Annotated in this window: 21 protein-coding genes; 12 read left to right on the top strand and 9 right to left on the bottom strand. The window is 62.2% G+C overall.

Features of this window, described 5'->3' with window-relative positions:
• Positions 1-2: 2 nt before the first annotated feature.
• Both gspE and gspD read right to left on the bottom strand, forming a co-directional pair.
• Positions 3-1,535, bottom strand: coding sequence for a type II secretion system ATPase GspE (gene gspE, locus FFS45_RS19875; RefSeq protein ID WP_137956342.1), 1,533 nt, complete (start codon positions 1,533-1,535; stop codon positions 3-5).
• The gene (gene gspD / locus FFS45_RS19870; RefSeq protein WP_137956341.1) at positions 1,532-3,829 is read right to left on the bottom strand and encodes a type II secretion system secretin GspD; all 2,298 of its coding nucleotides are present in this window, start codon (positions 3,827-3,829) and stop codon (positions 1,532-1,534) included. Before gspD ends, gspE begins: the two co-directional genes overlap by 4 nt.
• 517 nt (positions 3,830-4,346) lie before the next feature.
• Here gspD and FFS45_RS19865 point away from each other — a divergent pair.
• Positions 4,347-4,793, top strand: a complete 447-nt coding sequence (locus FFS45_RS19865; protein ID WP_137956340.1) for a lytic transglycosylase domain-containing protein — start codon at positions 4,347-4,349, stop codon at positions 4,791-4,793.
• Positions 4,794-4,943: 150 nt separating this feature from the next.
• On the top strand, positions 4,944-6,215 hold the full coding sequence (locus tag FFS45_RS19860; protein ID WP_137956339.1) for a GTP-binding protein: 1,272 nt from the start codon (positions 4,944-4,946) through the stop codon (positions 6,213-6,215).
• A gap of 144 nt (positions 6,216-6,359) precedes the next feature.
• Here FFS45_RS19860 and FFS45_RS19855 read toward each other — a convergent pair whose 3' ends face one another.
• The gene (locus FFS45_RS19855) at positions 6,360-6,638 is read right to left on the bottom strand and encodes an HU family DNA-binding protein (RefSeq protein WP_074262967.1); all 279 of its coding nucleotides are present in this window, start codon (positions 6,636-6,638) and stop codon (positions 6,360-6,362) included.
• A 423-nt stretch (positions 6,639-7,061) separates the two neighbouring features.
• Here FFS45_RS19855 and mnmC point away from each other — a divergent pair, with 423 nt between their 5' ends.
• The 7 genes from mnmC (at position 7,062) to FFS45_RS19820 (ending at position 16,332) form a co-directional block, all read left to right on the top strand.
• Positions 7,062-9,029, top strand: coding sequence for a bifunctional tRNA (5-methylaminomethyl-2-thiouridine)(34)-methyltransferase MnmD/FAD-dependent 5-carboxymethylaminomethyl-2-thiouridine(34) oxidoreductase MnmC (mnmC, locus tag FFS45_RS19850; RefSeq protein WP_137956338.1), 1,968 nt, complete (start codon positions 7,062-7,064; stop codon positions 9,027-9,029).
• Between the two features lie 715 nt (positions 9,030-9,744).
• Positions 9,745-10,947: a cation:proton antiporter gene (locus FFS45_RS19845; protein ID WP_137956337.1), complete on the top strand. Its 1,203-nt coding sequence runs from the start codon at positions 9,745-9,747 to the stop codon at positions 10,945-10,947.
• A 137-nt stretch (positions 10,948-11,084) separates the two neighbouring features.
• Positions 11,085-12,200: a YbdK family carboxylate-amine ligase gene (locus FFS45_RS19840; RefSeq protein ID WP_137956336.1), complete on the top strand. Its 1,116-nt coding sequence runs from the start codon at positions 11,085-11,087 to the stop codon at positions 12,198-12,200.
• A gap of 645 nt (positions 12,201-12,845) precedes the next feature.
• Positions 12,846-13,484 (top strand): MarR family winged helix-turn-helix transcriptional regulator, encoded by a 639-nt coding sequence (locus FFS45_RS19835; protein WP_137956335.1) that lies wholly within the window; start codon positions 12,846-12,848, stop codon positions 13,482-13,484.
• Positions 13,485-13,601: 117 nt separating this feature from the next.
• The gene (locus FFS45_RS19830) at positions 13,602-14,315 is read left to right on the top strand and encodes a glutamine amidotransferase (protein WP_137956334.1); all 714 of its coding nucleotides are present in this window, start codon (positions 13,602-13,604) and stop codon (positions 14,313-14,315) included.
• Between the two features lie 196 nt (positions 14,316-14,511).
• The gene (locus FFS45_RS19825; protein WP_137956333.1) at positions 14,512-15,624 is read left to right on the top strand and encodes an NADH:flavin oxidoreductase/NADH oxidase; all 1,113 of its coding nucleotides are present in this window, start codon (positions 14,512-14,514) and stop codon (positions 15,622-15,624) included.
• Between the two features lie 219 nt (positions 15,625-15,843).
• The gene (locus FFS45_RS19820) at positions 15,844-16,332 is read left to right on the top strand and encodes an SET domain-containing protein-lysine N-methyltransferase (protein WP_137956332.1); all 489 of its coding nucleotides are present in this window, start codon (positions 15,844-15,846) and stop codon (positions 16,330-16,332) included.
• 86 nt (positions 16,333-16,418) lie between these two features.
• On the opposite strand, the gene FFS45_RS19815 is transcribed toward FFS45_RS19820, so the two are convergent.
• On the bottom strand, positions 16,419-17,915 hold the full coding sequence (locus FFS45_RS19815; RefSeq protein WP_137956331.1) for a sensor histidine kinase: 1,497 nt from the start codon (positions 17,913-17,915) through the stop codon (positions 16,419-16,421).
• Positions 17,916-18,082: 167 nt separating this feature from the next.
• Positions 18,083-18,769, bottom strand: coding sequence for a response regulator transcription factor (locus tag FFS45_RS19810; RefSeq protein WP_074262960.1), 687 nt, complete (start codon positions 18,767-18,769; stop codon positions 18,083-18,085).
• Positions 18,770-18,890: 121 nt separating this feature from the next.
• On the opposite strand from FFS45_RS19810, the gene FFS45_RS19805 reads away from it, so the two are divergent.
• Positions 18,891-19,115 carry a DUF3717 domain-containing protein gene (locus tag FFS45_RS19805; RefSeq protein WP_137956330.1) on the top strand — a complete coding sequence of 75 codons (225 nt, stop codon included), beginning with the start codon at positions 18,891-18,893 and terminating at the stop codon, positions 19,113-19,115.
• Between the two features lie 78 nt (positions 19,116-19,193).
• Here the strand turns inward: FFS45_RS19805 and FFS45_RS19800 are convergent, their stop codons facing one another.
• Both FFS45_RS19800 and phhA read right to left on the bottom strand, forming a co-directional pair.
• Positions 19,194-19,499: a 4a-hydroxytetrahydrobiopterin dehydratase gene (locus FFS45_RS19800; RefSeq protein ID WP_137956329.1), complete on the bottom strand. Its 306-nt coding sequence runs from the start codon at positions 19,497-19,499 to the stop codon at positions 19,194-19,196.
• 128 nt (positions 19,500-19,627) lie between these two features.
• On the bottom strand, positions 19,628-20,518 hold the full coding sequence (gene phhA / locus FFS45_RS19795) for a phenylalanine 4-monooxygenase (protein WP_249362853.1): 891 nt from the start codon (positions 20,516-20,518) through the stop codon (positions 19,628-19,630).
• Positions 20,519-20,657: 139 nt separating this feature from the next.
• On the opposite strand from phhA, the gene FFS45_RS19790 reads away from it, so the two are divergent.
• A complete protein-coding gene (locus FFS45_RS19790) occupies positions 20,658-21,149 on the top strand; it encodes an Lrp/AsnC family transcriptional regulator (RefSeq protein WP_171029687.1) in 492 nt (163 codons plus the stop codon).
• A gap of 105 nt (positions 21,150-21,254) precedes the next feature.
• Here FFS45_RS19790 and FFS45_RS19785 read toward each other — a convergent pair whose 3' ends face one another.
• Both FFS45_RS19785 and FFS45_RS19780 read right to left on the bottom strand, forming a co-directional pair.
• Entirely contained in the window at positions 21,255-21,791 is a 537-nt protein-coding gene (locus FFS45_RS19785) for a class IV adenylate cyclase (protein WP_137956326.1), read from the bottom strand.
• A 208-nt stretch (positions 21,792-21,999) separates the two neighbouring features.
• Positions 22,000-22,899, bottom strand: a complete 900-nt coding sequence (locus FFS45_RS19780; protein WP_137956325.1) for a LysR family transcriptional regulator — start codon at positions 22,897-22,899, stop codon at positions 22,000-22,002.
• A 155-nt stretch (positions 22,900-23,054) separates the two neighbouring features.
• Between FFS45_RS19780 and FFS45_RS19775 the strand changes: the two genes are divergently transcribed.
• A complete protein-coding gene (locus FFS45_RS19775) occupies positions 23,055-24,578 on the top strand; it encodes a CoA-acylating methylmalonate-semialdehyde dehydrogenase (protein WP_137956324.1) in 1,524 nt (507 codons plus the stop codon).
• Positions 24,579-25,410 lie beyond the last annotated feature (832 nt).

The raw sequence follows: 25,410 nt of genomic DNA, 5'->3' as shown, positions 1-25,410 counted from the left end.
ACTTAAGCTCCGCCCGTCACGCGGATCACTTCCTCAAGCGAGGTCAGGCCCGAGGCGAGCCAACGGTCGGCGTCCTCGCGCAGCGTGTGCATGCCTTGAGCACGCCCCGCGTCGAGAATCTCCGAATCGGCTGCGTTACGGTGAATCAGCGTGCGGATCGAATCGTCGATCAGCAGAAGTTCATACACACCGCGCCGTCCTGCGTAGCCGGAGTGTCCGCACTTGTCGCAACCCACCGGATGCCATTGCACGCGGCCATGTTCGTCCGTGCGCTCTTCGCGGCACACCGGACAGAGCCGGCGCACCAGCCGCTGCGCCAGCACGCCAAGCAGCGATGAGGCGAGCAGATACGGCTCCACGCCCATGTCGGTCAAACGCGTCACGGCGGAAGCTGCGTCGTTGGTGTGCAGCGTCGCCAGCACCAGGTGGCCGGTGAGCGAGGCCTGCACCGCAATCTGCGCAGTCTCCAGATCGCGGATTTCCCCGATCATGATGATGTCCGGATCCTGCCGCAGAATCGAGCGCAGCGCCCGCGCGAAAGTCATGCCGATCCGCTCGTTGACCTGGGTCTGGCCGATGCCCGAGAGGTCGTACTCGATCGGGTCTTCGACGGTCATGATGTTGGTCGTCGCAGTCTCGAGGCGTGACATCGACGCATAGAGCGTGGTCGTCTTGCCCGAACCGGTCGGCCCGGTCACCAGCACGATGCCGTGCGGGCGGCCGATCAGCTTGTCGAACTTCGTGAGCGTGTCCGAACCCATGCCGAGCGCTTCGAGATTCAGGCGCGAGGCGTCTTTCTCGAGCAGACGCAGCACCGCGCGTTCGCCGTGCCCCGTAGGCAACGTGGACACCCGCACATCCACCGGCCGGCCGCCCACGCGCAGAGTGATCCGGCCGTCCTGCGGCAAACGTTTCTCCGCGATATCGAGCTGCGCCATGATCTTGATACGCGAGATCAGTGCGCCGTGCAGCGCCTTCTTCGGCCGCACCACGTCGCGCAGTGTGCCGTCCACGCGAAAGCGCACCACCGAAGCATTCTCGAACGGCTCGATGTGAATATCCGAAGCCTGTTCGCGTGCCGCCTGGGTGAGAAGGGCGTTGATCATGCGGATGATCGGCGCATCGTCTTCCGATTCCAGCAGGTCCTCGACCTCGGGAATCTCCTGCATCAACCGCGACAGATCGACTTCGCCTTCCACCTCGCCGACCACTTGCGCCGCGCTGCCGTCCTGACGCGAATACGCGGTGTTGATAGCCAGTGCCAGTTCATCGGCAGGAAGGCGCACGACCGTCAGCGCGCCAAAATTACGCCCCACTTCGGCGAGCGCGGCGTCGCTCGTACGCTCGCTGATCCAGACTTCCAGCCCGTCAGCATGCTGATGCGCGACCAGAATCTGGCCACTGCGCGCAAAGCCGTAAGGCACGAGCCGCGCGGCGACCGCCGACGGTGCAATGCGCTCGACATGCGGCGCGGCACCGGCTCGCGCCGCTGCAGATGACGCAGAAGCTGACGGCGGGGTGGACGGCGTGCTCACGGCTGCGCTCCCGGCGTGGCCGTGGAAGGTGCGACCGGCAGAGGGTTCGTCTGCACAGGAGCAGGCGTGGCCGCAGCCGGTGCGGAGGCGGGCCGCGGCGCCAGTTGCTGACGACGCATGGCGTCGAGATTGAACAGGTTCATCTCGGGCGCGCCGCCCTGGCTCGGGCCAATCGGCATCGGCGGAACCACCGGATCGTCATTGTCCTTCATCAGGTTATTGTCCGACTTGTAGGCGCCCTGCACGCCCTGGATATAGTCGTAGCGGTTCGACGTGACGGCTTGCGCGGTATTGCGATCGGCGATGATCACCGGGCGCAGGAACACCATCAGGTTAGTCTTGTTGCGGCTCTTCTGCTCCGAGCGGAACAACTGGCCAATCCAGGGAATATCGCCCAGCAGCGGCACCTTGCTGTTGCTGACCTGGTAGTTGTCCTGCATCAGGCCGCCCAGCACGATGATCTCGCCGTTATCGGCAAGCACCGTCGAGCTGATGGAACGCTTGGTGAACTCCGGGCCGGCCGGGTTGGTCGTGGCGTTGGTCGTGCCGTTCACGATTGCCGAGTCTTCGGTGTAGAGCTGAAGCTTGAGAATCCCACCGTCGGTGATCTGCGGCTTGACGTGCAGCGTCAGGCCGACGTCGACGCGGTCGTAGGTATTGAACGCACTGCTCGCGGTGCTGCTTGTGAGGTTCGAATACGAACCCGTCTGGATCGGCACGTTCGTGCCGACGACGATCTTCGCTTCCTCGTTATCGAGCGTAATCAGGTTAGGCGTCGACAGCACGTTCGCGTCGGCGGTCTGTGAGAGCGCCTGCAGCAACGCGCCCAGTCCCTGCACACCGAAAATATTGTGCACCCAGCCGACGTTGAGGCCCTGCTGGACAGGATTGCTGGTGCTGGCAAGCGCTGCGGGGAGACCGCCGGCAGCAGCAGCCGTCAGGTTGATGATGCTGTTGCCGGCGCCGGTCGCCAGGTTGGTGCCGGCAAACAGCGCACCGTTTGCAACCTGCCACTGAATGCCAAGATTGGCGTTCGTGTTCGAGTTCAGCTCGACAATCAGCGCCTCGATATAGACCTGGGCGCGCCGTGCGTCGAGCTGGTCGATCACCGCCCGCAGGTTGCGGTACACGGGTTCGGGGGCCGTGATGATCAGCGAGTTGGTCGCCGTATCCGCCTGGATCATGCCGCCGGGCTGATTGTCGTCGCTCTTGTTCTTGTCGCCGCTGCCGACCAGGTCGTCGGAGCTGGAACCGCCGCCTGTACCCGTTCCTCCGCTGCCGCCGCCGAGCGGCGACGAGCCCGAGCTGCCGAGTCCGCCCGAGGGCAGTGGCGGCGTACCGGAGGTGCCGGTCGAATTGCTACCATACGCGCCGCCGCCACCCTGGTTGAACGAATTCGCGTTGTTCTGGCCGCCCGATGAGCCGGTGTCACCGCCCTTGCCGAGCATCCCGCGCAAGGTCTTGGCGAGCGTTGCCGCATCGGCGTTGCGCAGCGGCACCACGTGCATGTTGCCGGGCACGCTGCTCGGCGCATCGAGCTCTTTGGCCAGCTCCTTCGCGGCTGCGAGCCGCGAGCCGTTCGAGGCACGGATCAACAGCGAGTTGGTGCGCGGGTCCGCGGTAATCGATACCTTGAGTGTCGCGTCGGTCGCGCCGATCGCGCCCGGATCGAGCATCTTGGACAGTTGCGGCGCGATGTCGAGCGCATTCGCGTTCTTTAACGGCACCACCTGAACCTGCGTGCCGGCAGCCGTATCGATACCCGCGATGATCTGCGCGATGCGCCGCACATTGTCGGCGTAGTCGGTCACAACGATCGTGTTGTTGGCCGGGTAAGCCGCCACGGTATTGTTCGGCGAGATCAGCGGACGCAGCACCGGCAGCACGTTGTTGGCCGATTCGTTCCTGAGCTGGAACACCTGCGTGATCACCTGATCACCGGCTGCCACTGGCGTATTGCCGACGTAGGTCGGCACGCCCTGCAGCTTCGCATCGGCCTCCGGCACCACCTTCAGCACGCCGTGATCCTGCACGAGCGCAAAGCCCTGCATCCTCAAGGCGGACTGCAAGGTCTTGAGCGCCTGGTCTTCGGGGACCGGGTTCTCGGAGACCAGATTTAACTGACCCTTGACGCGCGGGTCGACGATGATCGTTTTGCCGGTTGCTGCGCCAATCGCCTTAGCCACCTGATCGATGTCGGCGTTAACGAAGTTGAGTGTCACCTGAGCGTGTGCGATCTGCGCAGTGATCAGTCCAGCCACCAGCAGCGCCGTTGCGACGCGACGCAATGCCATACGATTTCTTCTCATGGAGTTTGATGTTGATGCCGATCGCCGGAGCGACCGACTGTCAAGCGCGACGAACATGGTTGCGGACCAGGGGCCCTCTCGGTCTGCTCACGCCCCCTCGGGCGCAGGCTCCCCCATCTTCCTTCCAACCTATGTCCGAAAAAAATGAACAGTAACAGTTTTTCATGTCGGATTTGTCACAAAACAACGGGTCCGGTGCGATTACTCTAATCAACCACACACACTGTCAAATTTTTGAAAGCTCTGGTAGGGACTCACTGAAGCATTTTGCTGCCTTCGTTTTTCGCGAGCTTATGTCGGGTAGCTAACTTGACGCTCAACCGCCTGCCGGTATCATACGGGCCGTTGACCCTGCTGGATGTGACCCGCCTACACGGGTTTTCCCCGATGTCCGGCGCGGGCTCAGTGTTGGCGGGTTTGCAGGCGGTTGCGGGTGCATCCTATCGCATGTGAAATGCCTTACCTAGTCTTACTTTTGTGAATTGCTTAGTCATCTTGACTGATGAAACTAGCCCTTCTCACCATTGGCGCCGTACTCGGCACGCTGCTCGCAGCGGGGCCCGCACACGCCGACTGTTTCGATGAAGCGGCCCGTTATCAGAAGGTCAACCCCCTGATTTTACGGGCCATTGCGTGGCAGGAATCGCATAACCGGCCCGAGGCGCTGCATAAGAACGCCAACGGTTCGACCGACTACGGCCTGATGCAGATCAACTCGATTCATCTGCCCACGCTCGCCCAATACGGCATCTCCACCAACACGCTGATGGAGCCGTGCAAGAACGTCTATATCGCCGCCTGGCATCTGCGTCAGCAGATGAACAAGTACGGCAATACCTGGCAAGCGGTCGGCGCCTATCATTCGGAAACGCCGGCATTGCGCGACAAGTATGCGCAACAGATCGTGGCCATCCTGCAGAAGTGGAACCTGATGCACGCCTCGCGCTGAACGTGAGTGCGGCCCACCTGGGTGAGCAACACGAGCGGCGCAGGCGGACGCCGCGGGTTTGATGCACAATGCGGCTTCGTGCTGCCGTCGCTCATGCGTCTCGCTTAAAAGCCCGGCACGCCTCTTAATCCTCTCCGTTTCCGTACTGCGATGAACCAGCCGAACCTGCCCGTCACCGTGCTTTCCGGTTTTTTGGGCGCCGGCAAGACCACGCTCCTGAACCACATTCTCGCCAACCGCGCCGGTCTGCGGGTCGCCGTGATCGTCAACGATCTGGCCGCCGTGAATATCGACGCAACCCTGGTGCGCGATGCCGCCGCGCTCTCGCATGTCGAGGAACAACTGGTCGAGATGAGCAACGGTTGTATCTGCTGCACCTTGCGCGACGACCTGTTGACCGAGATCCGGCGCCTCGCCGGCGAACAGCGCTTCGACGCGATCCTGATCGAGTCGACCGGCATTGCGGAACCCATGCCGATTGCCGAAACCTTCACCTTCGTCGACGATGACGGCACCTCGCTCTCCGATGTCGCGCGGCTCGACACGATGGTGACGGTGGTGGATGCGTTCAACTTCCTGCGCGACTATGCCTCGGCCGACGCGCTCGCCGAACGCGGCATTGCGGCAAGCGAAGAAGACGACCGCACGCTGGTCGAGCTGCTGATCGAGCAGGTCGAGTTCTGCGACGTGCTGGTCGTGAACAAGGCGGATCTCGTTAGCGCGGACGACCTCACGCGCCTGCAACGGATTCTGGCGCGCATCAATCCACGCGCGGTGCAGGTGGTGAGCCGCTTCGGCGTGGTGCCGCTCGACGAAGTGCTCGACACGAAGCGCTTCGATTTCGACGAGGCATCGAGCGCGCCCGGCTGGCTCGCATCGTTGCATCACGAACACCATCACAGTGGCGAAGCGGACGAGTTCGGCATCGGCAATTTCATTTACCGGGCACGCCGGCCATTTCATCCGGAGCGCCTGTGGGCACTGCTGCACGAAGAGTGGCAGGGCGTGCTGCGCAGCAAGGGATTCTTCTGGCTCGCCACCCGCAACGACATCGCCGGTTCGCTCTCCCAGGCGGGCGGTGCGTGCCGTCATGGCCCGGCGGGAATGTGGTGGGCGGCGCAGGATCGCAGCGAATGGCCCGACGGCGACGACGAGCTCGCCGCGGAAATCGCCGCCGACTGGTATGGCGACGCGAACGATTTCAGCATCGGCGACCGTCGTCAGGAACTGGTGATGATCGGTGTCGGCATCGAGCCGGCAGTATGGCGCGCGAAGTTCGATGCCTGCCTGTTGAGCGACGAAGAATACGCCTTGGGCGCGCAAGGCTGGCAGCAATTCACCGATCCGTTCCCGGCATGGGATCTCGACGCCGAGGATGATCACGATCACGGCGACGGTGAAATCGTCCATCACCATCACTGAAATTATTGAGTGCAGGCCGTGAGACCTCACGGCTGAACGCCATATCAGCGAAGTCCGCGCACGGCTTGCATCGTGCGCGGGCGAAAAGCGCAGGCGAAAAAAAACCCGCCTGTGGCGGGTGTCAACAACCAAGCAGGGATGTGCTTAGCGCTTGTTGACTGCGTCCTTGAACGCCTTGCCAGCCGTGAACTTGACGGTCTTGGCGGCCGGGATCTTGATGGTTTCGCCAGTCTTCGGGTTGCGGCCCGTGCGTGCTGCGCGCTTGCCCGAACCGAAGCTACCAAAACCGATCAACTGGACCGCGTCACCCTTCGACACAGCCTTCTTGATGACTTCGAGCAACGTGTCCAGCGTTTCGCCGGTTTGAGCCTTGCTGGCGCCCGTCTGACCTGCGACGGCGTCGATCAGTTCCTGTTTGTTCATTAAGGTTCCTTTCTGGTTTAGGTTGACACGAACAGCGCGAACGCGCCGATTATACGTGCGCGCGCCGCGCCGTCGAGCAGCTACGGCTCCGGAGCGTTCCGGACAAACCCGTCGGCAAGTTCCTGCGTAACGGCCGTGCTGCCGCTTCCCTTTGCGGCGCTTGCTATGATAGCGCAGCGCAAACCCAATCAGGATAAGGGTTTCGAAGATTTACACGGTTGCCAGGTGGAGTAACCCGGGAAATGACGATTTTTGTTATTCCGGGAATCCAAACGGCTGCCAAAGCGCGGCTTTACGGGGGTTCGGCGTTGGTTTTTGCCAACGTTCCAGGCGTCGAGCGGCCCGCCATAGCCCGCTGCGCGATGGCCGGCGCGCTGTGTCCGGCACCGCTCGACCCGTTTGCCCGAAGGTTTTTTGCCTCGCATGACCGATCCGCTGCTCCCCGCCATCCTGGCGTTTCGCGAGAACGGCACGCCGTTCTCGCCGCGTCACGACGATATCTATCACAGCGCCGTGGGCGGTCTTGCCCAGGCGCAATACGTGTTTTTGCAAGGTAACAGCCTGCCCGGACGGTGGCAGCGCCGGCGACTTTTCACCGTGCTGGAAACGGGCTTCGGCATGGGCATCAACTTTCTGGTCACCTGGGCAGCCTGGCGCGCCGACCCGGACCGTTGCGAGCGGCTGCATTTCGTTTCGACAGAAAAACACCCGTTTACAAGGGCCGATTTGTTAAATGCGTATGCCGCGACCGTTGCAGACGCATCGATTGCGGAGCTCGGCCACAGCCTCGCGCAGGCGTGGCCGATGCTCGTGCCGGGCACCCACCGGCTCGAATTCGAAGGTGGGCGAGTCATCCTCACGCTTGTTTTCGGCGACGCCGCCGAGACGTTGCCCACCCTCTGGCTACGCGCCGACGCGTTCTATCTGGACGGCTTTGCTCCCGCTAAAAATCCCGAATTGTGGACACCCGCGATTTTCAAAACGCTTGCCCGGCTCGCGGGCGACGACGCCACCTTCGCCACTTATACGAGTGCCGGTGACGTCAAGCGTGCCCTCACGCAAGCCGGCTTCGAATACCGCAAGGTGGAGGGTTTCGGCTGGAAACGCGCCATGCTGGTGGGCCGCTTTGCGCCGCGTTGGCGTGTACGCCGCTACGAACCGCCGGTCCCGCTCGCCGTAAGCGAGCGGCACGCGGTGGTGATCGGCGCGGGTCTCGCAGGCTGCGCCGTGATCGAACGGCTTGCCGCACGCGGCTGGCGCGTGGAGTCGCTCGAACGGCACGACGCACCGGCACGCGACGCCTCGGGTAATCCGGCCGGCGTGTTTCATCCGATGCTCTCGCGTGACGACGGTGTCGCCTCGCGCATCACGCGAGCCGGCTTTCTGTATGCAAGACAGCGCTGGGCGATGCTCGCAGACGCGGGCCACGCGCCCGTGCGCGGCGCCGAAGGACTGCTGCAGCTAGCGGCAAACGAAGAAGAAGCGGGCATGATGGCCGCGGCGTTAGCCAGGTTCGCGTATCCGCCTGAGTATGTGACGCTACTTGAGCGCACTGAGGCACAGAGGATTGCGAAGCTCCCGCTCAGCCAGGGTGGATGGCTGTTTCCGCATGGCGGCTGGATCGATCCGGCATCGCTGTGCGCGGCTCAATGCGCAGCTGCCGGCGCATTGCTCGAGCGGCGCTTCGGCGTTCAGGCAGAGCGGATTGAACGCGTGGGCGATCGATGGCGTGTGCTCGATGCGCACGGTGAGACGCTTGCCGAAGCACCAGTGGTGATCTTCGCGAATGCCCACGACGCCGCGCGTCTCGCTGGCCTGCGCTACGCGCCCACCCGCAGCGTACGTGGTCAACTGACGCTGCTGCCCGCCGGCAGCGTGCCGCCGCTCGCCATGCCGGTGATCGGCGATGGCTACGCCGTGCCGCTTGCCGACAGCGTCACGCTAACCGGCGCAACCTACGATATCGACGACCCCGAACGCGCCGTGCAAACCGCCGGGCACCAAGAAAATCTCCGACGCCTCGCGCTAATGCTGCCCGCGCTGGCCACCACCCTCGACGCGCAAAACCCTGCGTCATTGGCCGGCCGGGTCGCGTTTCGCTGTGTCACGAGCGACCGTATACCGATGATCGGCGCGCTGCCCGACGAAGCCGCCGCGATCCATGACAGCGCACGCCTGCGCGGCGCCTGGCCACTCGATCTGCCGCGCGCGCACGGACTGTACGGCGCCTTCGCGTATGGCTCGCGCGGTCTCGTGTGGGCGGGCCTCGGTGCCGAGCTGATCGCCTCGCAGATCGAAGGCGAGCCTTGGCCGATCGCGCGCGACCTCGCCGAAGATCTCGACCCCGCCCGTTTTCTGCTGCGCGCCTTACGCCAGGGCACCGCCCGCTGATATCAGCCTGTCGCGCGAAAAGTTATCCACGGCTTGCTGTGGATAACCTGTCTGATTGCAGGTGAAACGCGTGTGGACGGGATGTGGACGTAAACGGGGTAACTTCGCCGCTCGCCGAAAGCGCAAAAAGTTACCCACTTGTCCCCCTCGCAGCCGCACATCCTGTACAGCCGGTTGTGCAGTCTGCAAGACACTGATTCGGTTCGGTAAACCAGAGTTATCCACAGAAATCGAGCAGGCTTGTTAACTGCTACTACGTATACATACGAGTAAACCAATAAGCAGAAAGGCCGTCGCTACACGACGCTTATCGGCCACGCACCGACCCCGGATCTCAGGAATCTTTTCCGACTACAAAACCGTCAACACCGCGGCACGCGAAGCTGATCGCTACCGGTCGCTTTTTCTTGTTCTTCTGCCAAACGGGTGCATTTTTACCGCTTCTCGCACCCAAACGAGCGTTTTCAATCGACGCCGAAAAGCTATGGCACAATCGCCGTTCTTTCCGCGTCCTACCCTCCGTCAAGCGGTGGACGCACCAATGGAACGGTGCCGGTCCATCAGACTCTGATTCAAGTCGACGGCGTTCTTTCACCTGTGCCGGGATCCGCTGCGATAGCGAGCCATGCTGCGGCAGCACATCCGAACTCACCGCTTGCAGGTTTGCAGGTGCAGCGCGTTTAGATTTCACCCGATCAAAGGAGAACCCACCAAGATGAAGTCGGCGTTTTCATTCTTTCCTGGCTGGCCGCTCTCACCCGATGCGATTTTTTGGGCAGGCCTTGCGCTGCTCGCCGCCGGTTTGTGCGGTGAGCTGTGCTATCGCGCGTGGCGCTTGCCACGCATTTCCGGTTATGCAGTGATCGGTCTCGTGGCCGGCGCGGCTGGCTTCGGCGTGATCGATGCGGATTCGGCGAGAGCGGCCCGGCCGCTGCTCGATGTGGCGCTCGGCCTGTTGCTGTTCGAACTCGGCAGCCGGCTCGACTTGCGCTGGATCCGCCGCAATCCCTGGCTGATTCTGTCGAGCATCGCCGAATCGACACTGACATTTGTGCTGGTCCTGCCGATCCTGCTGTTCTTGCATGTGCCGCTGATCGTCGCGCTGGTGCTCGCGGCGATCGCGATGGCCACGTCGCCGGCGATGGTGATCCAGCTGAAAACGGAGCTGCGTGCCGAAGGCCAGGTCACGCAACGGCTCTTGACCTTGACCGCGCTCAACAGCATGTACGCAGTCGTGATCGAGAAACTCGTGTCGGGCTGGTTGCATCAGGAAACCTACGGCAACGTTTTCGCGACTATCCTGCAGCCGCTATATCTGTTGGTCGGTTCGCTGGTTCTCGCATTTGCGCTCGCGCGTACCTGCATCTTTTTCTATCGCCGCATGAACATGCAGGACGAGCATTCGTTCGTTGCGCTGTTCGGCCTCGTGCTGCTGGCGATTGCCATTGCCCATCTGTTCAAGCTCTCGACAATTCTTAGCCTGCTCGCCGCTGGCATCATCGTGAAGAACATGGAGGCGCGTCCGCAACTTTGGCCGCAGCATTTCGGCACGGCGGGCTGGTTGCTGACGGTGATCCTGTTCGTGCTTACACTGACTTCGTTCGAGTGGCGCGATATCGCCATCGGCGGAGTCGCCGCATTGGGACTGATTGTTGCGCGGCTCGTCGGCAAACTGGTGGGTGTGCTTGCGTTTGCCAAGCCGAGCGGTTTGAACTGGAAGCAGGGCGTGGCGCTCGGTCTTTCGCTTTCGCCCATGTCGGCGCTCGCGTATTTGCTGGTCGACGATACCTACAGTCTTTATCCGAATCTGGATCCGAGCCTGCGCGCGATCATGATGTGCTCGATTGTCGTGTTGCAGATCGTCGGACCGTGGCTCGTCTATCGTTGCCTCGCTCTGGTAGGCGAGCGGCGTGAATGAGCGGGCCAATGGGCAGGCCAATGAGCCGCTTGCCGTTGCACACGCCATGCCGCGCGCCGCTTTTCTGCACGCATTTGCGACATTGAAAACGGTGGGGCAGGCCGAGCCTGTCCCGCCGACTTGAATCAGGGGACGCCATGTCACTCGAACGCTTCGTCGATTCGCAACCGTTCACCTTCGGTATCGAACTCGAGATGCAGATCGTCAACACCCATGACTATGATCTGACCAAAGCCGCGTCCGATCTGCTGCGGCTCATCCAGGACGAAAAAATCCCCGGCAACATCACGCCGGAGATCACTGAAAGCATGATCGAACTTTCGACCGGCATCTGCACGACGCACGAGCAGGCGTTGGCCGATTTACGCACGATCCGCGACACACTCGTCAGTGCTGCCGATCACCTGAACGTCGGTTTGTGCGGCGGCGGCACGCATGCGTTTCAGCAATGGAGCGACCGGCAGATTGTCGACACGCCGCGCTTCCAGTACCTCTCTGAACTGTACGGCTACCTCGCCAAGCAGTTCACAGTGTTCGGCCAGCACGTGCACATCGGCTGTCCGGATTCGAACAGCGCGCTGTACCTGCTGCATTCGATGTCGCGTTTCATTCCTCACTTCATCGCGCTGTCGGCGTCCTCGCCGTTCGTGCAGGGCGTCGACACCGGCTTTCACTCCGCGCGTCTGAACTCGGTGTTTGCGTTTCCGCTCTCGGGCCGCGCACCTTTCATGCTGACGTGGGACAGCTTCGAAGAATATTTTTCGAAGATGGTTCACACAGGTGTCGTGAACAGCATGAAAGATTTTTACTGGGACATTCGTCCGAAGCCTGGCTTCGGAACCATCGAAGTGCGCGTGATGGATACGCCGCTGTCGGTTGACCGGGCTGCGGCGATTGCCTGTTACATCCAGACGCTTGCGCGTCATCTGTTGCTCGACAAGCCGCTGACACCGAAGGAAGACGACTACCTCGTCTATACCTTCAACCGTTTCGAGGCCTGCCGCTTCGGACTGGCCGGTACCTGCATCGATCCGCAGAGCGGCGAACGCAAGACGCTTTCAGAAGACATTCTTGAAACGCTCGAGCGGATTGCACCGCATGCGGAAGCACTCGGTTCGGGCAAGGCGCTGGCGGAAGTGGCGTCGATCGCACGTGGTCAGGTCAACGATGCAACCTGGCTGCGTACTGTGTTCGAACATGAAAAGTCGCTGCACGAAGCGGTTCGGCAACAATGCCTGCAATGGCGCGCATGACGAGGTAAGGCAGGGTGAGGCAAGCGAGGGGCGCGCGAGTGCGCCCTCCGGAACCCGGAGAGCGAAAATTTTTTGCGAATTTTTTTGTGGTCCCGATTCCAGATAAGGCTTCCTTAGAAGTTTCCAAAGTTTACGTATATAACCGTAGTAGTAGTTAACAAGCATTGCAATCGGCTGTGGACAACTGAATAATTCCCTGCAAAGTCAAAGCGATGCGCCAATGATAACCATGCTGTTCCGGGGCGCATCCGGGCCGCGAACTGCGGATAACTCCGGTGGGCGCGAAGGGCGCGGGAGGCTTGTCAAGAATCGATGCACACCCTGTCCCGGGTGTTTTCCCGTGGTTATCCACAGGTCGCAGTGAATAAGTTAGCTGTACGATTCGCCGCTCTCGCATAGAATGTCGGTGCGCAGCTCCAAAGCGTTGGCGTCGCCGGCCGGAAGTTTGGACGGCATGCAGGTTGGAGATGGCAAAAAAGTGTTGTAGGGTGCGCCATGGTTGGCGTGCGAAGCAGTAAATTTTCGAGATAGTAGATTCAGTCCGTCCGCGATCCGGACGAGGCTGCCCCCATACAGGCTGCCGGCGTGTTTGGCACCCGACGGCCAGCTACGCAGCGGCATGCTGTCAATAACCAACGAAAGACTATGAGCGAAGGCGTATACGGAGAGCAGGCAACCGGGCGAGTTACCCACAGCCTATTGCGACTGAGCACGGCCATGCGGAGCCAGGCATGGGAGTGGGCAGAAGGCGCGGGGCTGACGCCCACCCAAGGCGAGATTCTGGTGTTGCTGATGCAACGCAAGGGTCCGATGCGCCTTGGCGAAATCGCCCGTGAAACGGCGTTGACCGCCGCGACCACGAGCGACGCGGTCAGCACCCTGGAAAGCAAGGGGCTGGTCGAAAAGCGCCGGGCGCTCGACGACGGCCGCGCCCTCGCGGTGCGTCTAACGGCCCGCGGCCGCACGGCTGCCAAGCGCGCCGCGCAATGGCCGGACTTTCTCGCCAAGGCAGTCAGCACGCTGCGCGAGGAAGAGCAGGCGCTGTTCTACCGCACGCTGCTGAAGACGGTGCGCCAGCTCGAAGAGCAGGAAGACATTCCGTCGCACCGCATGTGCCTGACCTGCACGCATTTCGAGCCGAGCAAGAATCCGAAGAAAACGCCGCATCATTGCGCGTTGCTCGACCTGAAGATGTCGGACACGGACGTGCGTCTCGATTGCTCGGTTCAGGAAACCGCCGACGTCGCGACCCAGAAGAAAAACTGGAAGATCTACGCGCTGTAAAGCGAGGTCTGCCACACTGCCAAGCCGGCCATGGCAGCCGCTCGATGCGGCTTGCCCCGCCGGTTTTGCGCCGTTTTGCGGCGTGTCCTTTTGTCAAACTGAAGGTGGGCTGTGCCGATGATTCACGAAGTTCTGGCCATTCGCCATGTCCACTTCGAAGATCTGGGCAGTCTCGAGCTGGTATTGGGCGAGCGTGGCCGGCCGGTACGCTACCTCGACGTCGGCTTTGCCCGGATCGAGGCGCCCAATCCCGTCGCGCCTTCGCTGATGGTCGTGCTGGGTGGTCCGATCAGTGCTACTGACGACGCACGCTATCCGACGCTCGTGCCTTTGCTGTCGATGCTCGAAAAACGCATTGCGGCCGGTCTGCCCACGCTGGGCATCTGTCTCGGTGCGCAACTGATTGCCCGGGCGCTGGGTGCGCGAGTCTACCGGGCAGCGCAGACCGAGCTCGGCTGGACACCGCTCACGCTGAGCGAGGCGGGCCGGCTGTCACCGCTTCGTCATCTGGACGGGGCCCAGACTTCCATGCTGCACTGGCATGGCGATACCTTCGATCTGCCGGCGGGCGCCACACACCTTGCCTCGACCCCAGCCTGCGAGAACCAGGCCTTCTCATGGGGCCAGCATGTGCTCGCTCTGCAATGTCACCCGGAAATTCGCGCAGACCGCTTCGAACCCTGGCTGATCGGGAATGCCGGGGAGATCGCCGCTGAGGGCATCGACGTGCGCGAACTGCGTGCCGAGACCGCCCGTTTCGGCCCCGGTCTGGAGGAAGCGGCGCAGCGCATGTTTGCCGAGTGGCTCGATCAGGTCGAGAAAAAGGCCTGAACCGTACGCAGTGCCAGGCGCAATCTCCCGCTCAGGCATGGCGAGCGGGCATGACTGGCGTATTGGGCAACCGTGCGTGGACCAGGCAGCGAACCCACGTAAGGCGCCACGGCTGAATTGCACCGGCATCGGTCCTGCAGCGAATCAGGCCCGGTGCTATGCTCATTCGCTCTTCGGCCATCCTTGGGCGTAATCCATGAGCGCGCTTTTTTCTCCGCTCACGCTGCGTAGCGTGACGCTTGCCAATCGCATTGTTGTGTCGCCGATGTGTCAGTATTCCGCCGAACGTGGCGAAGCCACGGCGTGGCACATGATCCATCTGGGCAGTATGGCGTTATCGGGTGCGGGCCTGCTGTGCATCGAAGCCACCTCCGTGGAACCCGATGGCCGCATCACGCCGGGCGATCTCGGTTTGTGGGACGACGTCACCGAAGCCGCGCTGGTGCCGGTGCTGGCCGCCATCCGCAAGCATTCCTCCATTCCCGTGGCGATGCAGCTTTCGCACGCCGGTCGCAAAGCGTCGAGCCATGCCCCATGGGAAGGCGGGCAACTGATTCCGGTCGCCGAGGGCGGCTGGCTGCCGCATGCTCCATCGGCCCTGCCGCACAAAGCCGGCGAAGAGCCGCCGCTGGCACTCGATACGGCAGGCCTCAACCGGATCCGGGAAGCGTTCGCGGCGTCGGCGCGGCGCGCAGCGCGCCTGGGCATCGATGCACTTGAAGTACATGCTGCACACGGCTACCTGTTGCATCAGTTCCTCTCGCCGGTCGCCAATCAGCGCGAGGACGAATACGGGGGCTCACGCGAAAACCGCATGCGCTTTCCGCTGGAGATCTTCGAGATCGTGCGCGCGGCGTTTCCGGCCGACAAGCCGGTGGGCGTGCGCGTCTCGGCAACCGACTGGATGGAAGGCGGCTGGAGTCTCGACGATACGATCGCCTTCGCGCTTGAGCTGAAAAAGCGCGGCTGCGACTGGATCGATGTGTCGTCCGGCGGTGTTTCGCCATTGCAGAAGATCCCGCTCGAACCGGGCTACCAGGTACCGTTCGCGCACGCGGTGAAACAGGCAACCGGTCTCACCACCATCGCGGTGGGCCTCATCACCGATCCGCTGCACGCCGAGCAACTGATCGAACAGGGCGACGCCGATCTGATCGCACTGGCGCGCGGATTGCTCTACAACCCGCGCTGGCCGTGGCATGCCGCAGCCCAACTGGGCGCGACTGTCGAAGCGCCGCCGCAGTACTGGCGCTCGCAGCCACGCGATCAAAAAGCGTTGTTCGGCGAGATTTCGTTCGGACAGCGTTAGGTCTATCGCGGGCAGAACACGCTGATGCTTGTTTGACGGTTGAAGGAAGCCATATCAAGCGTGTACGATGCCGGATGTGACGCATTTGCGTTGCAACTCGACGCGGCGCCCGCAAGGCGCCGCGTTTGCTATTCGCGTCAGAAAAGCCGGCGTTTTTCATGCAGCCGATGCTGACCGGAAATAAGATGTTCACCCCAGCTCTTCACAAGGATTCATTCAATGAGTTCACGCAGGATCGTCGTGCGCCGTTCGGGAGTGCATGGCAAAGGCGTGTTTGCGGTCGAACCGATTGCAGCCGGCGAGCGCCTGATCGAATACAAGGGCGAGCGCATCTCGTGGAAGGAAGCTTTGCGACGTCATCCACACAATCCGAAAGAGCCGAATCACACGTTTTACTTCGCGCTCGACGGCGGCGGCGTGATCGACGGCAAGGTGAAGGGCAATAGCGCCCGCTGGATCAATCACTCTTGCGCGCCGAATTGCGAAGCCGAGGAGATTGACGGGCACGTCTACGTGCATGCCTTGCGCGATATCGCGGCCGAAGAAGAACTGTTCTACGACTACGGCCTCGTGATCGACGCGCGTCAGACCAAGAAGCTGCAGAAGGAATACGAATGCCGCTGCGGCGCGCGCAAGTGCCGCGGCACCATGCTGGCGCCGCCGGAAAAGGAAAAGGGCGAGAAGAAAAGCAAGAAAAAGAAGAAGTGACCTGCGGGCTGCTGCGTGAGCGCAGCCCGGCCACGAGTTTGCTTCATTTGTTTGCGTCGTCCGCCTGCGGAATGACGGTTGTGGAGCTACAGATCGATCGGCGCCGAGTGCGCCGATTTTTTTTGCGTGCGCCGGTTGTCGGCATCGCGCAGCGGATCGCTGGCAGTTAGCGGAATCCGCACGATAAAGCGTGCACCGCCGTCGGGCGCGTCCTCGTAATGCACGCTGCCGTGATGCAGCACCATGATGTCGTGGACGATGGCGAGGCCGAGACCCGCGCCGCTATCGACGCCGCTTTCGCTTTGGCCGTCGCCGCGGAAAAAGCGCTTGAACAGATCCGCTTGCTGATTCAGCGGCACGCCGGGCCCGTTATCTTCGACGATGATCTCGGCCATCGCCATATTGTCGCTGCGGCTCTGCGACACGGTGACCGTGATGCGGCCACCGTCGAAGCGCGAGGGCGGCACATACTTGAGCGCGTTGTCGAGCAGATTGGCGATGACCTCGCGCAGCAGCACGGGATTGCCGCGTGCCGTCAGCGGACGATCGTTGGCGGGGTCGTCGAGCCGCTGGAAGCCGAGGTCGACGTGCGCCGCGAGCGCACGCGGTACCCATTCAGCGCCGGTCTCGAAGGCGAGCGCCGCCATATCGACGTTGACGAAACGCGCCGCCTGCTCGCCTGGTTCGGCGCGCGCCAACGACAGCAACTGGTTCGAAAGCCGCACTGCGCGGTCGGCGGCGGCGCGCAGTTCGCGCACGGCGGCCAGCGTGTGTTGGGGGTCGCGTGCCACGGCGGCCTGTTCGGCATGCAGCTTGACGGCAGTCAGCGGCGTGCGCAGTTGATGCGCGGCGTCGGCAATGAACTTGCGCTGGGCGTCGAGGGCGGTTTTCAGGCGATCGAGCAGGGCGTTCAGCGCGCCGGTCAGCGGGCGAATTTCGACCGGCACATAGGTTTCGTCCACCGGCTCGAGCGAGGTGTGCGTTTGCCGGTTCAGCGAATCGGCCAGATCGGTCAGAGGATTGAGCTGCTGGTTTACTACCCGCCACACGATCACCCAGCCGGCGAGCAGCAGCAATAGCAGTGGCATCATGATCGCGACCAGGAATTCGGCGGCGATCTGGATGCGGTGCTGAACCGGCTGGCCCACCTCGACGACGATCGGATTGCCCTGCGGCTGATCGACGCGCACCTGGGCGACGCGCATGGTGACGCCTTCGTACTGCGCCTCGAATACGTACGCGTAATGCATGATGCGCACGCTTTGACCCTGCAGCGGCAGCTTCGGGTCGCCGGCAATCTCGCTTTCGCCGTCGCTGATGCGATAGACCAGATGCTCGACCGGATCGGAGAACATTGCCTGGGCGAGCGGACGCACGGTGATCGAAGCGTCCCGGCCGGCGATCTGGATCTGCTTGGAGATGGCGGTGGCAAGGTCGGCCAGCGACCGGTCGACCACATGCTGCGTGTATTGCCACGCCAGCCAGTAGGCGATCAGTCCGCTCATCAAAGCGAGCAGGGAAAGGGGAGCGGCGAGGCGGCGTAGCAGCGTGCGACGCAGGCTATTCGCGGCCGGGTGGGGCATGATGGAAGGCGATAAAAGAGGCAGGGCGGCAGAGGCGCCGCCGAAAGCCGCTGGGAGCCGGCAAACGGCGCATCCGTGCGATGAATGCGCATAGCCGGCCCAGCGCCGTCAGGTCATCGGGCTATTACGGTTTATTACAGATGCCATAGCCCGAGCCTTCATAGCCATTATGCGGCCTGACGGATTTCCTGCAACAGGTAGCCGAAGCCACGCACCGTGACGATTTCGACACGGCAGTTTTCGAGCTTTTTGCGCACACGGTGCACATAGACTTCAATTGCGGTATCGCCGAGGTCGCCGCCGAAGTGCGTCAGGTGATCCTGCAACTGGGCCTTGCTGACCACGCGGCCGTGGCGCAGCAGCAGCATTTCGAGCACCGCGAATTCGCGCGGGGAGAGTTCGAGCGGCTTGTCGTCATTGAAGATGCGACGGTCGACGCCCGACAGGCGCACACCGCCGAGCGACACTTCCGGACGCGGCATGTCGCCGTGCGGACCGCTGCGGCGCATCACGGCACGGATGCGCGCTTCGAGTTCAGCCGGCTCGAACGGCTTGAGCATGTAGTCGTCAGCGCCGGAGTTCAGCCCCTGGACGCGGTCGTTCAGTTCGTCGCGCGCGGTCAGCACGATCACCGGCGTGTGCCGGTTGCTCTGGCGAAAACGCGAGAGCAGCGTCATGCCGTCGATACCGGGCAGACCCAGATCGAGGATCACCAGTTCATGGCGGTTTTGCGTGAGGGCCTGTTCGGCGAAAATGCCGTCGTGGACCATGTCGACTGTGAAGCCGGCTTGTTCGAGACTGCTTTGGATGCCGCGTGCGATGGGGCGGTCATCTTCGATCAGAAGGAGTCGCATGGGTTTCGCTCAAGTACAATGGGTTTAGGCGTTCGGGCACGCGGTTCGCCGGGGCGCCTGCTGCACAGGGTGCCTGGCGGCGTCGCCGTGCCTGCGCGGCCATGGAGCGATCACGAAAGTCATGTCCGATATTACGATCCACGAACTGGAAGCCGCGATCAACTTCTGGCGCGCCCGCTCACCTTCGAGCGGCGACGAACTCGTTCTGTGCAAGGAGGCAAGCGCGCTCTCCAAGCCGTATGCGCTGATGATTGTACAGCGTCAGACCGCGCTATCACCGGAAGGTTTGGATGGGACCGCCCGGGAAGCATGGAATTCTTACGTTCGCCTTAAGAATGGCCTGTAGAAGTGAAGGTTAGCGCGCCGGAAGCCCTGCAAAGTGCTTTCATCGTACTGCAATCGCCAGCTTGCGTGTGTCTAGTGGTTAGCCCTGCTGCGACCCTTTGGCCACCTGATCGATAAAACGGGCCAACGCGATATCCCGCTCCGTGAGGCCGTTTGCCTCATGTGTTGAGAGCGTGATTTCCACCTTGTTGTAGACGTTGAACCATTCCGGGTGATGGTCCATTTCCTGGGCCTTGATTGCCACCCGCGTCATGAAGCCGAACGCCTCGTTAAAATCGGTAAACTTCAAATGCCGCTGGATCGCGTCGCGACCGGCCACTGCCACCCAGCCTTGCAGCTGGCTCAATTGGGTGGAACGCTCTTCGGAAGTGAGTTTGTGAATCATGAGGATGCCTCGCTTGTCTGGAACGGCGCGCCGACGCGCGTCCTGTTGACCGGCCGCGCGCTTGCGTCAAAGCGGCGCGCACGGCGCGGACATCTGTCTATTTTTTCACGGATCGGGGAGTGCCGCTGTCAGACGTCTCCGTCAACCTGCCACCCCTGCTGGTTGCCGCGATTGAGTATGCGATCGGAGTCCAGTACGGCTCCCGCCGGGTACGGCGGCGCATCGGCCAGTTTTGCCAGCAGTGGGGCTAGATCGGTACTTGCCAGCTCGAACAGTTGCGCGAAATCGTCGAGCACGAAGTACGTCTTCTGAAACGTGTCGATCCGGTAGCGCGTCTGCATCACGCGTGCGAGGTCGAAGCCGAGCCGGTTCGGCGCCGCGCTTTCCAGGCTGTAGAGCGTCTCGCTCTTGCTCGAAACGATCCCCGCTCCGTAGATCAGCACGCCGCCCGGGCTGGCCGCATCGCGGATCAGGCCGAATTCGACCGTGTACCAGTAGAGCCGCGCGAGCAGAGGCAAGGCGCTCACGTTATCTGCTGCGAGCGCTGCACGGCCGTAGGCCTGCATGTAGTTGGCGAACACCGGATTGATCAGCAGCGGCACATGGCCGAACAGGTCGTGAAAGCAGTCCGGCTCCTGCAGGTAATCGAGCTGATCGGGACGGCGCATCCACCATGTCACCGGAAAGCGCCGGTTTGCCAGATGCTCGAAGAACACCTGCTCCGGCACGAGTCCCGGCACTGCGACGATTTCCCAGCCGGTGGCGGGTGTGAGCTGGGTATTGATGGCGGCAAATGACGGTACGCGCTCGGCCGACAGGTTCAGACGCTCGACACCGGCCAGAAACGCGTCGCAGACCCGGCCCGTCAGCATGGCAGTCTGGCGCGTATAGAGCTGTTTCCACACCGCGTGATCGACGCTGCCGTAGCGATGCAGCGGCTGGTCGATGGTGAAGTCGGCGCGGGTCTCGAGGCCGGCGTCGAATTGCTCCTGCAGTTTGGCGGTGTTGGGACTGGACATGATGCGGCTCGCTTGCGGCGCTGTTTCAATGTGACCAGTGTAGAGCGAGTGATCTGCGGGAAGAGCGCAAAGTGAGCGTAAATATCGTCGAGTATGCAATAATCGTGCATCAAATACTAAATTGATGCGGAGATTTATCATGCTTGAACTCGACCACTTCGATCTCGCGCTACTGGAGGTGCTGCAGCGCTTTGGCCGGGCGACCCATCAGCAACTCGGCGAGCAGGTGCCTTTGTCGCCGTCGCAGATCGGCCGGCGGCTACAGCGCCTGGAACAGGCGGGCGTGGTGGACGGCTATCGGGTGGTGCTGCGCCCGGAAAAGCTCGGCCTCGGCGTGACGGCATTCACGAGTCTCAAGCTCAAGCATCATGGCGACTCGATCATCGAGCAGTTCCAGCAACAGATCGACGTGCTGCCGGAAGTGCTCGAGTGCCACGCGGTGGTAGGCGATGCCGATTATCTCCTGCGCATTGTCGCGCCGGACCTAAATGCGCTGTCGTCGTTCGTGATGAAAAAACTGATGCGGGTGCCCGGCGTGGACAGCGTGCGCTCGAATATCGTGCTCACCACATTCAAGCGCAATGGCCCGCTGCCGTTGGGGCATCTGGCGCCCGGCGCGGCCGCCGACTGAGGCGGCGGGACCGCGCCCGGCGATCCCGCTGTGGTGCTGTATCGCTTTTCCGGCGCTGAGCCGGCGCCTCGCAACCTGCGTATGCGGCCTGCTTATGCAACCTGCTTATGCGGCCTGACGCGGCTCACTCTCCGGGCTGAGCAGATCCACATAAGCGACCGCCACCAGATCCGACTCCGGCACGCCGAGCCTTGCGAACATGTCACGCGCTTCGGCATGACCGCCTTCCTCGTCATCGTCTTGGGCGAGGACCACTTCCAGCTCGATAAAGTCGCCTAGACCGTCTACACGGTCGAGGTGAATCCGCGTGCGTCCGGCGATGAAGACATGGCGTTCCTTGGTGACGATGCCGCGCGTGGTCAGGGCGGTGGCGAGCAGCGAGTGCATGGCCTCCGGATTGGTCACCGGGCTGCGCGTGTAGTACGACGCCTTCGGGCCGTCACGATCGTCGCGCTGGTAGAAGATCAGTTCGGCCGGCGTGCCGTCGTCGAACTGGCGCAGCTTTAGCCTTCCGCGCGGCACATCGTAAAAGAAGTCCTGCTGGCGGAAGATCAGCGGAGCCTCGGGCGAAAGTTCGGCGGCGCGCTCGCGGAGTTGATCGAAGTGCTGGGCGCGGGCTTTGATTTCGATGTTGCGTGCCATGTCAGGCTCCTGTGGAAGGATGGATTGTCGGCGGCTTCAGGTGGGGCAGGGGTGAAGCGCGCCGGGAAGGACAAACTCGAACGAAACTGAAACAAAGGCGGGCGCGGGCCACACGCGCAAACTGTGAATCTAGCAAAAAGCGCGTGACGGTGGTGTTACGGTGTCCGCGATCCTGCGTCGCAGACCGCCAAACTGTCATGAGCGGGGCTCATATCGCCCATTGCTGTTCGATCAGCTTGAGCGCGGCGGCAATCGCCGGATCGTCCTGGCGCGCGGCCAGCGTGACGAAGCTCAACTGGGTCGGCACGGTGACGCCTTCGACGATCGTCAGCGCGTGAGCGTGCGCTTCGGCGATGGCGATGGCATCGCGCGCCAGAGTGAGGCCCACGCCCGATTTGACCAGATCGAGCATGGACGGCTCCTGATCCACCTCCGCCACTTTCACGGGCTTGACGCCGGCATCGGCAAAGCGCCGCGACAGCAGCCGGTGATGCGCGGAGGCGGGCGGCGTCCAGATCCACGGCAGCGCGGCAAGCGTACGCCAGTCGCGCGCGCCTTTCACACGGTCCTTCCAGCCGGCGGGCGCAAGCACGCGGTACTGGAAGTGCGTGAGCGTGACGGCATGAAACGCGGTTCCGTCGCGCGCATCGTCTTCCGACGGCTGGCCGATGTAATAACCGACGTCGAGTTCGCCGGCGCGAATCTGTTCGAGCACCCAGCCCGACATGCCATGCCGCAGGGCGGTTTCGATATGCGGCCAGGTTTCGACGAGCTGCTTGAGAAAGCCACCCAGCCGTAAGAATTCCGGATCGAGGATGGTGCCGATACGCAGCCGTCCACGCACCTCATGCCGCAAGGAAGCCGCGGCGCGCTGCACGTCGCCGGCGGCGCCGAGCGCGCGTTCCGCATGCGGCAGCAGCGCCTGGCCATCGCGCGTCAGGGATAGCCCGTGGGAGGTGCGCGTGAACAGCGTCAATCCGAGCGTTTCCTGCAGATGTTTGATCTGCAGGCTGACGGCCGGTTGGGTGAGATGCAGTTGCACCGCGGCGCGGGTGAGGTTGCCCTCATTGGCGACGGTGACGAACGCACGTAGCAGGGTTAGGTCCATCCCCTGATATTAGCGCGCCTTATAGCGCAATTGAGCATTACTCATTGGATTTCAAAGGGGGTTGGCGATTACGCTGCGAACATCGCGAGGTAAGGGCCGAGACAAAGCGGTTAGATCACTGGCGCAAGTTTATTCATCGAACGAGGCAGACAAACATGAGCGAGACACATCGGAGCGAGACGCGCGCCCGCGCGCTGACCCATTTCATCAACGGCCATGCGATCGACGGTACCAGCGACCGTTACGGCGACGTCTTCAATCCCGCACTGGGCTCGGTGAGCGCGCGCGTGCCGCTGGCGAACGTGGCGGAGGTCGACGCGGCGGTGGCGGCTGCCAAGGCGGCGTTTCCGGCGTGGAGCGAAACGGCGCCGATCAAGCGCGCCCGGGTGCTGTTCAAGTTCAAGGAATTGCTCGACCGTCACCACGACGAGTTGGCCGAGCTGATTACGCGCGAACACGGCAAGGTGTTCTCCGACGCGAAGGGCGAGGTGATGCGTGGCATTGAGATTGTGGAATTTGCCTGCGGCATTCCGAATCTCCTGAAGACGGATTTCACCGACCAGATTGGCGGCGGCATCGACAACTGGAACCTGCGCCAGCCGCTGGGCGTGGTGGCGGGCATTACGCCGTTCAATTTCCCGATGATGGTGCCGTGCTGGATGTTTCCGGTCGCGATCGCATGCGGCAACACGTTTGTGCTGAAGCCATCGGAGCGCGACCCATCGGCATCGATCCGGCTTGCGGAACTGCTCAAGGAAGCCGGCTTGCCGAACGGCGTGTTCAACGTGGTACACGGCGACAAGGTGGCGGTGGATGCATTGCTGGCGCATCCGGAAGTCAGTGCATTGTCGTTTGTCGGCTCGACGCCGATTGCGGAATACATCTATACGGAAGGCACGAAGCGCGGCAAGCGGGTGCAGGCGTTAGGCGGCGCGAAGAACCATCTGGTGGTGATGCCGGACGCCGATCTGGACCAGGCCGTGGATGCGCTGATTGGTGCGGCGTATGGTTCGGCGGGCGAGCGCTGCATGGCGATTTCGGTGGCGGTGGCGGTGGGGCATATTGCCGATGAGCTGATTGAGCGGCTGACACCGCGAGTGAAGACACTGAAGATTCGCAACGGGATGGAACCGGACGCGGAGATGGGACCGCTCGTGACGGGCGCGCATCGCGCGAAGGTTGAGGGGTATATCGATGCGGGTATCGCTGAAGGCGCGAAGCTTGTTGTCGATGGGCGCGGGCATCGGGTGGATGGGCACGAGCAAGGGTTTTTCCTTGGCGGCACGCTGTTTGATGATGTGCAGACCGGGATGAAGATTTATCGTGAGGAGATTTTTGGGCCGGTGTTGTGTGTGGTTCGGGTGCCTGATTTTGCATCGGCGGTTGAGCTCATTAATGCTAATGAGTTTGCTAATGGGGTGGCGTGCTTCACCTCCGACGGCGGTGTGGCCCGAGCGTTTTCCCGGCAGATTCAGATCGGGATGGTGGGGATTAATGTGCCTATTCCTGTGCCTATGGCCTGGCATTCTTTTGGTGGGTGGAAGAGGTCTCTTTTTGGCGATCACCATGCCTATGGTGAGGAAGGGGTGAGGTTTTACACTCGGTATAAGAGCATTATGCAGCGGTGGCCTGACAGTATTGCTAAGGGGGCTGAGTTTACGATGCCTGTGGCTAAGTAAGCTCTTTTGGTTTGCCTGCGCGGCGCTTTGGTGGTTTTTTTATGGTGTTGGCCTTTCCTTGTTGTCTTGTCGGTCTATTAGCGTTGCCCCTGTGCGGGGCGGCACTTACTTTCTTTGCCGCCGCAAAGAAAGTAAGCAAAGAAAGCGGGCTGCAACCGCTAGCCGGTAGTGAGCCATCCCGGTCTGCTACCGGGAACGGCCCAAGACAAGACCTGCCATCGCACTACACCAGTTAGTGACAAAGGGCTCATTCATCCCGCCTGCACACTTCGTGCGCGGCGGAGGGGTCCGCCAATGGTGGGATGCCGGGTCCGGCTGGCGGCGCCAGCGCGGTGGAGCGCTGGGGTTGGTGGGCCTAGCTCGTGGTGCCTGTGCGGCGGAGAGCTGGGGTGCTAGGTCTCGAGGGCAGTGCCGGTAGGGTGGAGTGTTGGAGTGGTAGGCTTGGCTGAGTGTGGTAGAAAACTAAATTTGGATACCTAAGCATGAACGTTGCAAAGCGAGCAAAGTGACGCGACGCAAAGTTATGCCCTTCGGCGGGGCGCGAAGCGCGACGCTGGAGCGGATGAGTGCTGTGTCACTGAGTGGGGATATGCGAGGGCGGGTCTTGTCTTGGGCCGTTTCCGGTAGCAGACCGGGATGGCTCACTACTGGCTAGCGGTTGCAGCCCGCTTTCTTTGCTTACTTTCTTTGCGGCGGCAAAGAAAGTAAGTGCCGCCCCGCACAGGGGCAACGCTAATAGACCGACAAGACAACAAGGAAAGGCCAACACCATAGGAACAACCACCAAAGCGCCGCGCAGGCAGAGAAGTACGTATAGGGCAACACCTTCCGC

The sequence above is a fragment of the Burkholderia sp. 4M9327F10 genome (assembly GCF_005503145.1).
Classification (GTDB): domain Bacteria; phylum Pseudomonadota; class Gammaproteobacteria; order Burkholderiales; family Burkholderiaceae; genus Paraburkholderia.
This window is presented reverse-complemented; position numbering and strand designations above follow the sequence as displayed.

Excerpts from the sequence above, each read along its gene's own strand:
- gspD (WP_137956341.1), bottom strand. The coding sequence starts at position 3,829 with ATGGCATTGCGTCGCGTCGCAACGGCGCTGCTGGTGGCTGGACTGATC.
- FFS45_RS19865 (WP_137956340.1), top strand. The coding sequence starts at position 4,347 with ATGAAACTAGCCCTTCTCACCATTGGCGCCGTACTCGGCACGCTGCTC.
- FFS45_RS19860 (WP_137956339.1), top strand. The coding sequence starts at position 4,944 with ATGAACCAGCCGAACCTGCCCGTCACCGTGCTTTCCGGTTTTTTGGGC.
- FFS45_RS19855 (WP_074262967.1), bottom strand. The coding sequence starts at position 6,638 with ATGAACAAACAGGAACTGATCGACGCCGTCGCAGGTCAGACGGGCGCC.
- mnmC (WP_137956338.1), top strand. The coding sequence starts at position 7,062 with ATGACCGATCCGCTGCTCCCCGCCATCCTGGCGTTTCGCGAGAACGGC.
- FFS45_RS19845 (WP_137956337.1), top strand. The coding sequence starts at position 9,745 with ATGAAGTCGGCGTTTTCATTCTTTCCTGGCTGGCCGCTCTCACCCGAT.
- FFS45_RS19840 (WP_137956336.1), top strand. The coding sequence starts at position 11,085 with ATGTCACTCGAACGCTTCGTCGATTCGCAACCGTTCACCTTCGGTATC.
- FFS45_RS19835 (WP_137956335.1), top strand. The coding sequence starts at position 12,846 with ATGAGCGAAGGCGTATACGGAGAGCAGGCAACCGGGCGAGTTACCCAC.
- FFS45_RS19830 (WP_137956334.1), top strand. The coding sequence starts at position 13,602 with ATGATTCACGAAGTTCTGGCCATTCGCCATGTCCACTTCGAAGATCTG.
- FFS45_RS19825 (WP_137956333.1), top strand. The coding sequence starts at position 14,512 with ATGAGCGCGCTTTTTTCTCCGCTCACGCTGCGTAGCGTGACGCTTGCC.
- FFS45_RS19820 (WP_137956332.1), top strand. The coding sequence starts at position 15,844 with ATGAGTTCACGCAGGATCGTCGTGCGCCGTTCGGGAGTGCATGGCAAA.
- FFS45_RS19815 (WP_137956331.1), bottom strand. The coding sequence starts at position 17,915 with ATGCCCCACCCGGCCGCGAATAGCCTGCGTCGCACGCTGCTACGCCGC.
- FFS45_RS19810 (WP_074262960.1), bottom strand. The coding sequence starts at position 18,769 with ATGCGACTCCTTCTGATCGAAGATGACCGCCCCATCGCACGCGGCATC.
- FFS45_RS19805 (WP_137956330.1), top strand. The coding sequence starts at position 18,891 with ATGTCCGATATTACGATCCACGAACTGGAAGCCGCGATCAACTTCTGG.
- FFS45_RS19800 (WP_137956329.1), bottom strand. The coding sequence starts at position 19,499 with ATGATTCACAAACTCACTTCCGAAGAGCGTTCCACCCAATTGAGCCAG.
- phhA (WP_249362853.1), bottom strand. The coding sequence starts at position 20,518 with ATGTCCAGTCCCAACACCGCCAAACTGCAGGAGCAATTCGACGCCGGC.
- FFS45_RS19790 (WP_171029687.1), top strand. The coding sequence starts at position 20,658 with ATGCTTGAACTCGACCACTTCGATCTCGCGCTACTGGAGGTGCTGCAG.
- FFS45_RS19785 (WP_137956326.1), bottom strand. The coding sequence starts at position 21,791 with ATGGCACGCAACATCGAAATCAAAGCCCGCGCCCAGCACTTCGATCAA.
- FFS45_RS19780 (WP_137956325.1), bottom strand. The coding sequence starts at position 22,899 with ATGGACCTAACCCTGCTACGTGCGTTCGTCACCGTCGCCAATGAGGGC.
- FFS45_RS19775 (WP_137956324.1), top strand. The coding sequence starts at position 23,055 with ATGAGCGAGACACATCGGAGCGAGACGCGCGCCCGCGCGCTGACCCAT.